The 12,635-nt window shown below is 65.6% G+C and carries 17 protein-coding genes; 4 read left to right on the top strand and 13 right to left on the bottom strand.

Translation table 11 applies throughout. The features are described from left to right. Positions 1–24: 24 nt before the first annotated feature. The 4 genes from C6W91_RS18405 to C6W91_RS18390 are packed head-to-tail and all read right to left on the bottom strand — an operon-like array spanning position 25 to position 2,250. Positions 25–363, bottom strand: coding sequence for a hypothetical protein (locus C6W91_RS18405; protein WP_370571311.1), 339 nt, complete (start codon positions 361–363; stop codon positions 25–27). 54 nt (positions 364–417) lie between these two features. Continuing rightward, entirely contained in the window at positions 418–1,677 is a 1,260-nt protein-coding gene (locus C6W91_RS18400; RefSeq protein ID WP_370571310.1) for a head decoration protein, read from the bottom strand. Continuing rightward, positions 1,677–1,904 carry a hypothetical protein gene (locus C6W91_RS18395; protein ID WP_370571309.1) on the bottom strand — a complete coding sequence of 76 codons (228 nt, stop codon included), beginning with the start codon at positions 1,902–1,904 and terminating at the stop codon, positions 1,677–1,679. Before C6W91_RS18395 ends, C6W91_RS18400 begins: the two co-directional genes overlap by 1 nt. Continuing rightward, entirely contained in the window at positions 1,894–2,250 is a 357-nt protein-coding gene (locus C6W91_RS18390) for a hypothetical protein (RefSeq protein WP_370571308.1), read from the bottom strand. The genes C6W91_RS18395 and C6W91_RS18390 overlap by 11 nt, the downstream gene beginning before the upstream one ends. Positions 2,251–2,352: 102 nt before the next feature. Between C6W91_RS18390 and C6W91_RS18385 the strand changes: the two genes are divergently transcribed. After that, positions 2,353–3,036 (top strand): UPF0149 family protein, encoded by a 684-nt coding sequence (locus tag C6W91_RS18385; RefSeq protein ID WP_370571307.1) that lies wholly within the window; start codon positions 2,353–2,355, stop codon positions 3,034–3,036. Positions 3,037–3,162: 126 nt separating this feature from the next. Here the strand turns inward: C6W91_RS18385 and C6W91_RS18380 are convergent, their stop codons facing one another. The 3 genes from C6W91_RS18380 to C6W91_RS18370 form a co-directional block, all read right to left on the bottom strand. After that, positions 3,163–3,435, bottom strand: a complete 273-nt coding sequence (locus C6W91_RS18380; RefSeq protein ID WP_370571306.1) for a hypothetical protein — start codon at positions 3,433–3,435, stop codon at positions 3,163–3,165. Beyond that, positions 3,432–4,076, bottom strand: a complete 645-nt coding sequence (locus C6W91_RS18375) for a TIGR02594 family protein (protein WP_370571305.1) — start codon at positions 4,074–4,076, stop codon at positions 3,432–3,434. Before C6W91_RS18375 ends, C6W91_RS18380 begins: the two co-directional genes overlap by 4 nt. Positions 4,077–4,233: 157 nt before the next feature. Then, entirely contained in the window at positions 4,234–4,545 is a 312-nt protein-coding gene (locus tag C6W91_RS18370) for a phage holin family protein (RefSeq protein WP_370571304.1), read from the bottom strand. Positions 4,546–4,653: 108 nt separating this feature from the next. Here C6W91_RS18370 and C6W91_RS18365 point away from each other — a divergent pair, with 108 nt between their 5' ends. Next, positions 4,654–4,899 (top strand): type II toxin-antitoxin system Phd/YefM family antitoxin, encoded by a 246-nt coding sequence (locus C6W91_RS18365; RefSeq protein ID WP_370571303.1) that lies wholly within the window; start codon positions 4,654–4,656, stop codon positions 4,897–4,899. Continuing rightward, positions 4,889–5,182: a type II toxin-antitoxin system RelE/ParE family toxin gene (locus C6W91_RS18360; protein WP_370571302.1), complete on the top strand. Its 294-nt coding sequence runs from the start codon at positions 4,889–4,891 to the stop codon at positions 5,180–5,182. Before C6W91_RS18365 ends, C6W91_RS18360 begins: the two co-directional genes overlap by 11 nt. On the opposite strand, the gene C6W91_RS18355 is transcribed toward C6W91_RS18360, so the two are convergent. From C6W91_RS18355 to C6W91_RS18330, 6 genes are all read right to left on the bottom strand, one after another. After that, on the bottom strand, positions 5,176–5,406 hold the full coding sequence (locus tag C6W91_RS18355; RefSeq protein ID WP_370571301.1) for a hypothetical protein: 231 nt from the start codon (positions 5,404–5,406) through the stop codon (positions 5,176–5,178). The two genes, C6W91_RS18360 and C6W91_RS18355, sit on opposite strands and share 7 nt — an antisense overlap. Next, positions 5,406–7,952 carry a phage tail protein gene (locus tag C6W91_RS18350; RefSeq protein ID WP_370571300.1) on the bottom strand — a complete coding sequence of 849 codons (2,547 nt, stop codon included), beginning with the start codon at positions 7,950–7,952 and terminating at the stop codon, positions 5,406–5,408. The genes C6W91_RS18355 and C6W91_RS18350 overlap by 1 nt, the downstream gene beginning before the upstream one ends. A gap of 15 nt (positions 7,953–7,967) precedes the next feature. Next, positions 7,968–8,372 (bottom strand): hypothetical protein, encoded by a 405-nt coding sequence (locus tag C6W91_RS18345; protein ID WP_370571299.1) that lies wholly within the window; start codon positions 8,370–8,372, stop codon positions 7,968–7,970. A 305-nt stretch (positions 8,373–8,677) separates the two neighbouring features. Further along, the gene (locus C6W91_RS18340; RefSeq protein WP_370571298.1) at positions 8,678–9,238 is read right to left on the bottom strand and encodes a hypothetical protein; all 561 of its coding nucleotides are present in this window, start codon (positions 9,236–9,238) and stop codon (positions 8,678–8,680) included. Between the two features lie 16 nt (positions 9,239–9,254). Next, the gene (locus tag C6W91_RS18335; protein ID WP_370571297.1) at positions 9,255–9,842 is read right to left on the bottom strand and encodes a hypothetical protein; all 588 of its coding nucleotides are present in this window, start codon (positions 9,840–9,842) and stop codon (positions 9,255–9,257) included. Between the two features lies 1 nt (position 9,843). After that, positions 9,844–12,303, bottom strand: a complete 2,460-nt coding sequence (locus C6W91_RS18330) for a phage tail tape measure C-terminal domain-containing protein (RefSeq protein ID WP_370571295.1) — start codon at positions 12,301–12,303, stop codon at positions 9,844–9,846. 43 nt (positions 12,304–12,346) lie between these two features. Here C6W91_RS18330 and C6W91_RS18325 point away from each other — a divergent pair, with 43 nt between their 5' ends. Then, entirely contained in the window at positions 12,347–12,628 is a 282-nt protein-coding gene (locus C6W91_RS18325; protein ID WP_370571313.1) for a type II toxin-antitoxin system RelE/ParE family toxin, read from the top strand. Positions 12,629–12,635: the final 7 nt, after the last annotated feature.

The raw sequence follows: 12,635 nt of genomic DNA, 5'->3' as shown, positions 1-12,635 counted from the left end.
TGCTTTTCGTCATAACCATCATCCTTACTTAAGTTGATGGTCTCCGACAAACTCGGAGCGATTCAGGGCTGTACGCTCCGGCGTCATCAGCTTGGCCTGTGCGGTGCCCGCCTCGGCCTCCGCCTGGCTGGCAATATCGGCGGCCAGCGTGCGGTCGGCCGCCAGAGACCCGCCGCCGGTCAGACCGGTGCCCGCGAGGAGCGACCGCCCGGTATTGACCAGTTCGACAATCCCCTCGCTGCCGTCATCGCGCTTGAGGAACAACCGCCCGTCAAAGGTATTGATGGCCAGTTCCCCGAGATCCAGCTGCACCGTGGTCGGCACCTTCCCCGCGGCGCCGGACCGCTTCAGTCTGATGGCCATGAGGATGACCTCCCGATGTTGGAACAAAGATCAAGGCAGGACATGCGGGCGGGCTCAGAACGTACCGCCGTCCAGCGCGACACCGGAGATCGACCCACCGGTGATGGCCACCGCTCCGGCCTCCTGCAGCGCCAGGCTCCCGAGGCCCAGATTGCCCCGCGCCGTGGTGATATTGCCCAGATCGGACAGGTTCGCACTCGCGGCCAGCTTGCCCGCCAGCGCCGTGGTCACGGTCGTGGCAAAATCCGGATCATCCCCCAGGGCGGCGGCCAACTCGTTCAGCGTATCGAGCGCCCCCGGCGCCGTATCGATCAGTGCACCAATCGCCGCCGAGACAAAGGCCGTCGTCGCGATCTGTGTCGTGCTGGTGCCCGACACAGCCGTCGGCGCCGTCGGCGTCCCGCTCAGCGCGGGCGAGGCCAAAGCAGCTTTCGCATCCAGCGCGCCCTGCAATCCGGTCACCTGGCTGATCGGGTGGCCGTGGGTGGCGGGCGTAAAGCTTGTGGGCTTGCCGGTAATCCCGGCCCAGGCCACCGCATCGGCCACCTCTGCCGCGTCCACCTTGCCGTCATTGTCGGTGTCATAGGTGGATCTGACCATGTCTCCCGCGCCAAAGCTGGAGATCTCCGCCTGCACAAAGGCCGTGGTGGCAATCTGCGTGGTATTCGTCCCGCCCGCAGCCGTCGGCGCTGTCGGAACGCCGGATAGCGCCGGAGAGGCGGCGGGGGCCTTGGCATCGAGCGCCGATTGCAGCCCCGTCACCTCGGAGACGGCATGGCCGTGGGTGGCAGGCGCAAAGGCTGCACTGCTCGCGAGCGCGGCTGTGCCAAGCCCCAGTGCGGTGCGCTGCGCCGTTGCATCCGCCGCGGTCAGGATGGCCCGTCCGGCCAGCGTGCTGTCGGTGATCTCGGCCGCGCCATGCCCGTGGCTGCTGGTGGCCTTTCCATCCAGCGCTCCCTGCAACCCGGTGACATCGGCAATGGCATGGCCGTGACCGGTATTGGCCTTGGCACCGAGCAGCGTGTCGATCTGCGATTTGCGCACCAGATCGGAGCCCGCGCTCGCATCCTGACCCGCCGCCGGAGCCGTCACAAACGTCTTCTTGCCCGCCACGGACTGCGTGCCCGTCAGGCCGAGGAAGGCGCCCGCCCCTGCAAGCGGGGCAATCGCTGTCGCATTGCCCCCGCCATCATCGCCCTTACCCACATAGAGCGTGTCATCGACCTCGTTATGGGCCAGCTCGCCGGATTTGAGCGCGGCGGGCGCCCCGGCAAGGCCGGAGACCCGGCGTTTGAGTTGGATCGTATTGGCCATCAGAAAAACCCTCCGTTGATCGGTGCGTCACCAGGTAGAATGGAAAGACCGGGATCGCCCTGATCCCCCTTGGGCCCGGGCGGCCCGATTGCGCCGTCAGGCCCCGGCAACCCGCGCACCCGGACGGCCACAGGACCCGTGGTCCCGGCCAGCCGGAGAGATACCGCATCCGTCGTCGTGATCCGGATCGGCACCACATGGGATGTCAGGGCGACCTCACCCGTCATGTCCAAGCCCCCGCGTGACCGGCATCACCACGGGGATTTCCAGCGTGAAGCCCAGATGCAGCTCCGGATCGGTGTCGGTGCGCACCGCATCCAGCACCACCGATCCCACCGCGAGCGTGGCAGTGACGCTGGCAGGGATTTCCAGATCAAGTCCGGTGTCACTCACCCGGACAAGCCCGCCCGCTTGGGTCGACAAAACCGCCAGCACACTGTCTGCGTCCACAGAGGTCCGGATCTGCGCTGTCAGCTGCACCCCGTCCGGGAACAGTGCGCTGGCGGCCGCAAGTCTCAGCCGGTAGGTATAGCCGATCACGATCGCGGGGCCTTCTTGCACAGATGTTGTCATACATGCCTCCACGGACCATCCGAATGGACCGGTCCGAACACGTTCGATTGAGAAGTCGGTCCGCTGCGGCTAAAGGGGTCACGGCCGCAGAAGGAACGACGCATGGATCAGGAAGACGAACGGCTGGACCGCCTTGAAGCGCTTTTGCAAGCGCTGCCGATCGAGAACGAACCCATGACAGTGAGCGAGTTGGATGGCTTCGTGACGGGTGTTCTCGCCTGTCCCGAGACGATCCCCCCCTCCGATTGGCTCGCCCATGTCTGGGGCGTGACTGGAGATGCACAATTCCCCGATCTTGCCACGGCAAAAGAGACGATCGACGCGGTAATGACCCAGTACAATAGCGTCGCGAACCTGATCACGCAGTCGTTCTGGATCGAGCCGATCTACGAGATCGACATGAACAGCGACGAGACCCTCTGGGAACCTTGGGTTGACGGTTTCACCCGCGCCATGGCTTTGCGGCCCGAAGCATGGGACGCACTCCTCGGGCGCGCCGATGACGAGACCCGTGCGACCATGATTTTCATCATGGCGCTGCACGACATCTATACTGGGAACAGTACGTTCACAGATGAAGAAATCGACCAGATCGACGCCGAGGCCCCGGACCTGATCCCGAACTGCGTAGCCACGATCCTGCACCAGTCACGCCCCGAACTTGCGGGCCCAACCGCAGCGAATCTCCCCCGCGAACCGTTCAAAGCCGCCACGCGCCCCGGCCGCAACGATCCGTGCCCCTGCGGCTCGGGCCGCAAATACAAGGGCTGCTGCGGCAAGAACTGACGGGCGCACGCGCCTTATGGCCCCCACCCGCACAACCGCGCGCCGGTCTCGTTATGGGTGAGGATCTGGCGTTGGGTCTGGACGGTGAGATGATCCGCGCGCGCGGGCCGGATCGGCTGCGCCCAGTCACAGTCCGTCGGCGTCCCGATCCCGCATCCAGCGCTCCAGCCTGCGAGACACAGCGTCAGCATCATCGGTTTCCACAACATGGCGCACCTCCGCGGCCTGTTTCAAACTCCGGATCCGCGCCTCGGCGCGCGTGATGGCATCGGCCGCACGCCCCGCCGCCCGGCCATGGCGCCAGACCGCCCAAAGCAGGGCGAGCACCGCCAGAGCGATGCCCACGCCGTAGACGAGACGCCGAGACAGCGCGCGCAACAGCACAGGCACCGCGGTCATCCCAGACCTGCAAGGATCTTCCGGATGCGCTCGCGTGCAATCCAGAGCGCGGTGAGCAGCACCAGACCGGCCACGCCCAGAACCAGCAGCTGCGCAGACCCGTCGAGAGAGCGCAGCGCCTCGAACGCCGCCCCGAGCGCGGCCAGGATCTGGACGCCGGTTGCCCGCACGGTCGTGCTCTGGCCTGGCGCGGCCCTGCGCGGCGGCAGATCCGCGGGCGCGATGGCTCGGCGCACCGCCACAACGCGGGCGCGGTCATAGCCGGTGATGGTGACCTGATCACCCTGATTGCCGCCCAGAAGAAAAACACGCGCCCCGTCGAGATGATCGAAGAACCCCACATGCCCCTGCCACGGGGCACCACGCGACAGGATCACCACATCCCCGGGACCCGCATCCTCCAGCGCAACAGGGCGGCCCCAGGTGGCATAGCTGCGCGCCAGCAGCGATCCCGTACCCTGCACACCGCACCGCGCCAGCACCGCCCCCACAAACGCCGCGCACCACGGCACCTCGTCGTGGTCCTGCGGCATACCCGCCTCCCGGTAATACGCCAGAACCCTTGGGTTATCCCCCTCGGCCCATTCCCAGACCCCCAGATCCACCCTGGCGGTCTGGTCAATCAACACCCCGATCTGCATCTCCGTCTCCTCAACAGCAAAAGGCCGTCCCGAAGGACGGCCTGCCAGATAGATTTCCCCAAATTGTTCGCAGCGTGCCCGATTGCCGGATCAGGCGGAGCGCCTGTCCGGTGTCCCGGCCTGTGGGCCCGCCGCAAGTGCGCCGCGCACCAAAAAGCTATTTTTTCCGGCAGAGCCAGGCCGAGAGAACCGCCTCCGCACCGCGCGGCCCGAGATAGGCCAGCGTGGCCACAAACCCCGTCGAGACCGGCTGGGTCAGCCCGATGTAACTCGCCGCCGCCTCACCGATCAGCGCCATGCCCACAGCCACGGGGATTTCCCAGAGAAGCTCACGGCCAAAAAACCGCCGTCGCCCAAGCTTCACCTCGCCCGAGTGATACATAAGCCGCCCCGTGAACGCCCCGATCAGCGTCGTTACCGCCCCGCCAAAGACACGGTCGATCATGTCGATAAATCCCGGATCAGACATGTTTGTCCTTTCTCTTACGCGCACGCCCGCATGAGACGCGGCTTGACATGGCCGGAGTTCGCACCAATTTTAGGTCTATATTTGGCCCCTTATTGATAGGACCTCTCCATGCAACGCGTTGAAGCCAACATCGCCGTCAGCGTCTCCGACCTCAAAAAAAGCCCGACAGGCGTTCTTGCGCAGGCAAACGGGGAGCCGGTGGCCGTGCTCAACCACAACCGTGTCATGGCCTATATGGTTCCGGCCCGGCATTATGAGGCTATGATGGAACGTCTCGACGATCTTGACCTGATCGACCTCATCGAGGCCCGTGCAAGCGAGACCCCGGTCAAGGTCACTCTGGATGACCTATGAGCTGCAGTTTCTGCCATCGGCGCTGAAGGAGTGGAAGAAGCTGGGCGCGCCGGTGCAGCGCCAGTTCAAAAAGAAGCTGGCCGAGCGCCTTGAGACCCCCCACGTTCCTGCAGACCGCCTGCATGGCCTCGATCAGCACTACAAGATCAAACTGCGCAGCGCGGGATTTCGCCTCGTCTACTCGGTGCAGGAGACCACGATTACCGTCACCGTGATCGCCGTGGGCAAACGCGAACGTGGCCAGGTTTACAAAGACGCGCGGTCCCGGTCAGCGGATCAATAGCTTCCGCCATCGAGCACATCCTCCCAGGCGTCATCCGCCGCGTTGCGGATGCGCAGAACCGCCTCGGCCCCGCCGGTGTCCAGCCACAGCATGCCCGCGCGCGTCTCTACGGGGGCTTCAGGACCCGCATTGCTCGACTGCAGCGCGGCCAGCACCTCGTTGATCCGCTGGCGCACCGCAAGGCCCGCGTCATTGTCAATCACGTAACTCCCGGTCTGGGACATCACATCACCTCGTCTGCATAAAGCCGGAGCCGGGAGACCACCGGCGTATAGGCGGCATCCTCCGTGCGGAGCCAGGCCCGGGCCTCGATGGCCCGCGCTTCGATCTCGTGGTTGTCGATCCGCCCCCAGCCGGACCACGCAGGCGTGGCCGCCGGATCGTCGTCGGTGTCGCGCACCTCCACGACCACATCGGTCTGCGCGCCATCCGTGCCGTCAAAATCGGCCCAGCTGTCGATGGGCGTGACACGGGCATCGATGCGGTCCAGAAGCGCCAGAACCGCAAGGCGGATCTCGCTGCGCAGCCGCACCCGGCGCACCGCGCCAAAATCCATCCCCGCGCCGAACGCATAGAGCCCTTGTGTCTGCGGCACATAAGGCACCCCGCCCGCGTCCACCGTGCTCGCCAACCGCAGACCACCGGGGCCCACGACCAGATCCGTTTTGGTGCCGGGAAAGCTGTCGTCGGCCTGCAGGCTTTGCACCGGCGCAAAGGCCAGCGCCTGTGCGCCCCTGGTGGCGATCCCCGTCACCGGTCCCAGCCGCCCGCCGCTGTCTTCGGCCCGCAGCAGATAGGTCCCGGGCTTGAGCGGCACGACCGCAATCGCCTCCGAGCCCGCCACCCGGTCCATCGCGTAGCTGTTGGCCCAGCTTGCGGGTGCTTCGCTGCTGTGGCGAATGACGATATTGCCCGCCACCCGCACATCCGGGTCCGCAGCCCGCGCCCATTTGAGGATCGCGAGCCCTCCGGCCGCCTGCAGCGTGACGTTTTCAAGCGCCACCGGCGGCGCGGCCAGCCCGAGGACCTCGGCCGTGCGCGTGCGCCACGCCGAGGACACCCCCATCGCCGAGACGGATTTGATCCGCACCTCCCACAGCCCCGGGCTGGCGTCCCGGATCTCCAGCTGCGTGCCCTGCTGACGACCGTAATCCACCCAATCCCCGCCCTCGCGGCGGGCCTCGATCTGGTAGAGCGTCACAAAGGCCGAGGCCGCAGGGGTCCAGGTCACGCGCACCAGCACCTTCGCGCCCCCGCCATCCCGGGTAATGTAAAGGCTCTCGGAGATCTCCGGGCGTCCGGGCGCCGGAAGATCAAAGGCCGAGGGCAAGACCGTACGCGGTGCGGCCGCATAGACCTGTTCCTCGGAGGCCGACCAGTCATAGACCAGCGGCGAGGTCTCGCGCAGCACCAACTCGGGCAGCAAAAGCGCCCCGTCGCCCGAGGCCGTCAGGTCCAGGCTCACCCCGTGCACCTCAAAGGGTTTTTCCGCAAACCCCCAGCGGGCATAGGAGAGCGTGACCACATCGCCCACCGTTGCCGCCCAGGCCGAGAGCTTGCCCGAGAGCCGCACCGTCATTTGCCGCCGCGCGCGCTCGAGCTGTATTTTCGCGAGCCGCTGCGCCATCGGTGCAGAGATCGTAAAAGGCAGCGAGATATCGCGCCACTTCCGCTCGCCCCCGTCCTCGGCGAGGTAAACATCCGAGGCATAGGCCGGGAAGTCGTCGGGCTGCCAGTTGTTCTCGGGGCTCACGAACTGGCCGCGCACGCCGTTGAAGTTTGACGACATTGTCACGCGCGTCGCGAGCGTCAGCCCGCCTTCGCGGACATGGTCCGAGGTGAGCGCCACATCCGGCGCGCGCCATGCGCCTGCATGGATGCGCCAGGACCCGCCCGAGAAGGCGCAGCGCCCGGCAAAGCTCGACAGCAGCCCCTCGATGATCGTCTTGGGTGTCTCCGACAGTGTGATCACCCCGTTGCAGGCATAGCGCGGCTCGCTCCCGCCACCGGCAAGCGGCACAATCTCGTCACAGATGTTCGCCGCCGCGACGAGCGCCATCTCGTCAATGCCGTCCGGTGCACCAATCGCCGCCCCGATCCCCCAGGTCGGATTGGCCATGTAATCGGCGAGGCACAGCGCGGGGTTTTCTGAGTAGACCTGCGCTCCAATCCTTGGGTCCCAAATGTCGTCCTTGCCCTCGACGTCGGCCGTGATGTTCGGAATGCCCGCCGGAAAGGCGTCCGGGTCATAGGTCAGCCGCAGCCGGATGGCCGCACACCCCTGCAGGCGGTGGTGTGCGGACCATTTGTCCGACACATCCTCCCGCAGCCCCTCGAAGGCAGACTGGTCCGGCAGGCCCCGCTTGCGCTCCACAAAGGCTTTCCCGGCCCAGCGACCCCGGGCCACCCCGTCAGCATCAAGCGCCATCTCCCCTTCGAAGTAGATCGCCCCGATGGATTTGACGCGATGGGTCGCCAGGACGATCACCAGATCAAGGAACTGGTTGGTCGGCCCCGAGGCGTGCAGGAACACGATCACCCCGCCTTTGCGGGTGCGGCCATAGACCAGATCGCGTGGCACAACCGGCTCGCGGATGGTCACCGTGCGCGGCTGCAGCGTCGCCCGCGGCTTCGGCATCAAGGCCTGCGTGGCATAGGACAGCAGAAGCGTGCCCCCGATCCGCAAGAGTGCGGCCCCGATCCCGCCCGCGGCCATTACACCGCTGATCGCCCCCGCAATCGCGGTGACGGCTGAGACAATAAACGGCATGAGAGATGTCCGGGGTCAGACGGGCCAGGAAAGACGGCAGGAGGGTAACGGGACCGTCACCAGCCCCTCGGGCGCCATGCCGACGGCCTCGGCGCCCGTGCAGATGCCGAAGCCGAGACCGGTGTCGGCCAGGACGATGTCGCCGCGTTGGGCAAACAGAACGCCGCGACGTGGGGCGCCCAGCAAGGCGTGGCCCATCTCCTCGAGTGAGGCCCAGCCAAGGCGGCGCATCACGCGCTGCCCACCAAGCGCCGTGGTGTAGCGTCCCCGCCAGAGTGCGGCGGTGTCCTCGCCGCCGGTGAGGCGCGTGCGGGTTTCAAAGGCAAAGGTGGGGCAGTCGTGGACGCCCCAGGCAAAGGGGCGGGCTCGGGCGGTTTCAAGCGCCTCGGCGAGCAGGATGGGCCAATTGTCCAGTCGCATGGGTTTCTCTTGCCATCGTTTGATCAGGGGGTAAATGCACGGGCATGCGCGCTTCGGATTTTCCATTTGAGACCGTCGAGATCAACTGCCCCGTCTGCGGCCGTTTCGGGCGGTATTCTAAAGCACGGTTCTGCGAGATCGTGGGGCCGTCCACACCCCTGCCAAGCGCGCTCGATATAATTGCCCGTGACTGCCCCGAAGACCGACCGAGCATCTCCAACATGCAAGGCCGGTGCCGCGCGGGCTACCCGCAATTGCTGCGCATGAACACTCCAAAGCCGATGCCATCGGCCGCAAAACGCTGACTATCCCCGCCCCCAGGTGAGTTCCCGATCCTGGATCGCGGTGACATATTCAAACCCGAGATCGCCCGGATATAGCGCCTGCTGGCTTTCATGGGTGTAGCGCCAGGTCCGCGCGACGGTGAGATCGATGAGACGGCTTTCATAGCTGATGGTGATCGTGCAGGTGTCTGCGTCGTCCTTGATTTCTGGCACATCGAGGCGGCCCGAGAAGGCCTGGACCGGATCGGCGATGATGCTGCCATCTTCGGCCAAGAGCCCCAGCCAGATCCGCCCCGGCAGTCCCTGCCGCGCTTCCTCAATGGCCATTTGAACAAGGTCCAGCGGCACGCCTGAAAGCGAGACGGCGGTGCCGCCCGCGACCACCTCACCGGTTTCGTCGATGGCCCCAAGCCCCAGGAGCGATCCGGCCCCGGACCAGGTTTCGCCGTTCCAGCTGACCTCTCCCAGCCCCGACCAGATCCGGACCCAGCCTGTCGCAAACTGGCCCTCGAAGAAGATCACTGGCCTGAGGTTTTGATCGGCCAGCGCAGTGGCGAAGGCGACGGTGAGATCACGGCTCATTAGAGGGTCTCTCTGGTTAAAGGGTTTCCCGCGCTGACAGCGTGAATCGGTGCTGATCCGCCCGGCCGACCACGGTTGGCACCGGGGCGGTCAGGCGCAGAAGTACCGATGGTTTATCCAGCCCGAGGAGTGTCCCGGCAGGCACCGCCGTGCGCAGCGGCGGCACGAAGTGGATCGTCGCTGCCGACCCCAAGGGCGTCACATCCTCGGTCAGTTGATAGAGCCGGGTTGTGGCATCGGACCCGAGTTGGAAGAAATCCCCGGCTCGAAGTCCAAGCCCCCAGTAGGACGTCTGCAAGGTTGAGGCGCCTGCAGCCTGCGTGTCCGTCACGCTCGGGACCCCAGCCGTCAGCGGCCCCTCGATCGAGGGATCGGGGAAGAGGAACCGGCCCCGCAATCCACCAAGCGCGGTGAAGAAGGCCGACAACCGCCGGGCCTTCGCCCCTTGTGTCACCGCCATCTCGATCTGGTATTCCCACCACGATGCTCCCCAATCCTGAATCTGCGACGTGCCGGTGAAGGGCGAGCGTGCTTCCGCGACCGAGGTCACGAGCCGCCGTTCGAGTGCCGTGACCAACGTCAACGGCAAGACAAGAATGGCCATCTCAGATCACCTGACCCCGGCGTCGGCCATCGGCCACGCTTTCCTTGGCAATGCGCGCGATCTCCGGGATCGCCGCACGCAGCTTCGCGTCGATCTGTTCAGCCACGCCCATCTGCGCCCCGCGCGCGTCGATGTTCACGGTGACGCCCGCGCCAGTGCTGCCTTGTCCGTAGTTCGCTGCCTCGCGTCGGTTCAGCACCCGTTCCCCGCGCTGCAGGATCGTCGGGACCTCGTCGGTGCGGAGCCCAGCCCAGGAGCCAACCGGCCCCACGGTCCCACCGGAATGCATCCGGGGAGCACCAGCGAAGACCATCGCAGGCACCGTGCGGCTATGGCCCGACAACCCGACAATACCGCCTGCATGTGACACCGCCGCAGCAACAGACCCGCCGCCAAAGATGCCGGAGAGCGCAGATGCAATGGGCCCCAGCACCGCACGCTTAAAGGACAGAACCGCGAGGTCTGCCAGGATCGAGCGCACGAGGCTTTTGAAGTCGAACTTGCCGGTCTCAACAAAGCTCCGAAACGCGCTTTCCGCGCCACTGAAAACGCCCGTTAGGGTTTCGCCGAGACCTTTACCCCAGTTCAGCGCATCCTTCGCATAGGCCTGAAGGGACTCCGAGACTGCACGCCACCCGGTAGCGATCCGATCTCCGGCACTGCCAGCCGCGCCACCGGCACGCCCCATGGCATCAGACAACCGATCCGCGGAAGCCGTGGCCTCATCCAGCGCCGCCGCGCCTTCTTCACCCGTGCCTGCAACGGCATCGCGAAGTGCGCCCCAGGAGGTAAGTGGAGCCGTTGCACCAGTCGCGAGATCCGTGGCGGCACGCCGGTAAAGATTGGCTGTTTCCAGCGCATCGACGGCAATGCCATCAAGGCCAAGATCGGGAACAGTAAGTGGGTTATCCTCGAAGGCTCGGCGAAAGGCCTCTGCTGCAGCGATCCCTGCATCAGCGGAGGCGCCTGCGAAAGGGTTCGGGATGTCGCTAAGGCTGATCTCTCCGATCTGGCCAAAGGTGGTCTTGATGCCGACCGCCGCCAACGCATCCCGAATGCGCCCCGTGAAGGCGTCAATTCGGCGGATTGCGCCGTTCAGCATGGCCTCGATACCGTCGAGCATGCGGTTGGCCGCCGAGAAGACCAGATCCCCGATCACATCCGGCAGGCGCGACCAGATCTCGCGCACGGCGAGAAGTGCGCCCTCGAAGGTGTTGGCGGTGGTGTTTCCAAAGGCGACCAAACTCTCGATGGCGCCTGCCATGCCGGTCGCGGCATCGGCTTTGAGATCATAAAACATGGCTGTGGCGCGCGATCCGGCCGCGTTTGCGCCCATCTTGATCCGGTCCCAGACCTCGACCGCGACGTCCTTCAAAAGCCGCATCGCCTCGCCGAACCCACCAGCACCAGTAGCGAGACGCGTAAACCAATAGACCAGTTCGCCCGCACCCACGATCAGAGCACCGATCCCCGTGCGGATAAGCGCGCCTTTCAGCACGACAAGCGTGGTGGCCAAGCCCCGTACCGACAGCGCGGCGGCGGCCATGGCGGCCACCCAGCGTCCGGCAAGAAACGTGGCAAAGGTCCCAGCATAGATCGCGAGCCGGTCGAGATTTGCGAGCACCGCATCGAAGGCCCGACTGATCGGGCTGGTCGAAGAGGCCAGCGCCAAGAAGGCGTTCGCGGCCGCCTCAAGCGTGGGCGCCAGTGCCACGGCAATCCGGTTGCGCACGCCGATAAAAACCTGCTCGATACTGACCAGCGCCAGTTCTGACCGACGCATCGCAGCGATGGCGTCGGCGTCGAGCACCGCGCCAAGCACCTGCGCCTGCGCGCCAAGCCGGGTCATTTCCGCGCCGCCGTTTTGCAACAGCGGAATGAGCCGCGTGGCGTCGGACGCCATGGCCTCGAGATAGAAGGTCATCTCCTGTTGGCTGACACCCGCGCGCTCGAGGCTGTCGACATAAAGTTGTAGCGCCTCCGGCCCCGAAAGCCGGGCAAACTGGTCTGCTGTCACACCCACACGCGGCGCGATATTCTCGAAGAAGTCGGCCATCGGGCCGCCGCCCGTCTGCAGGAAATCCCCCACGCGGTCATTCACGTCCTTCAGAATATCGGCGAGCTTTTCTTGTTCGATGCCCACGGTGGCCGAGGCCGCGGACCAGCGCTGGAAGACCTCCGGAGCGGCATTGGCGACCTGGGAGAGTTGGTTGATTTCGTTGGCGGCTGTCACGGTCGAGCGGGTCATCGAGACGACGGCAGCAGCAAGGGCCGTGGCTGCAGCCGTCGCCGCGATCCGTGCCCGGCGCGCAAAGGCTGCCATACGGGCATTGGCTTGTTCCATCTCACGCGAGAGACGCCCCATGCCACGTGCGCCCGCCTCTCCGACACCCTCGAGTTCGGCACGCACCTGGCGGCCGCCGGTCGCGGAGAGCCGGACGCTGACACGTTTCTCTGCCATAAGGCCTCCTTGCAATGTGTATCACGTCGTGATACATGACGCCATGATCGTCAGCACACGTGGAAAGCTTGCCGCTGCAGCGGTTCAGGACCGCTTTGGCAAAGGGTTTCCGGCCGATTTGGTCAAACGCACCCGCGCCATGCTCTCTGCATTGGACGCGGCGGTCTTAGTTGAAGATTTACGGTTTCCGCCGGGCAATCATCTGGAAGCCCTGAGCGGGGATCGCGCAGGACAACATTCGGTGCGCATCAATGGACAATGGCGCATCTGTTTCATCTGGACCGATCAGGGACCTGCACAGGTCGAGATCGTCGACTACCATTAGGAGGGCC

The organism is Phaeobacter sp. SYSU ZJ3003 (assembly GCF_041300735.1).
GTDB classification, from domain to species: domain Bacteria; phylum Pseudomonadota; class Alphaproteobacteria; order Rhodobacterales; family Rhodobacteraceae; genus Phycobacter; species Phycobacter gallaeciensis_A.
This window is presented reverse-complemented; position numbering and strand designations above follow the sequence as displayed.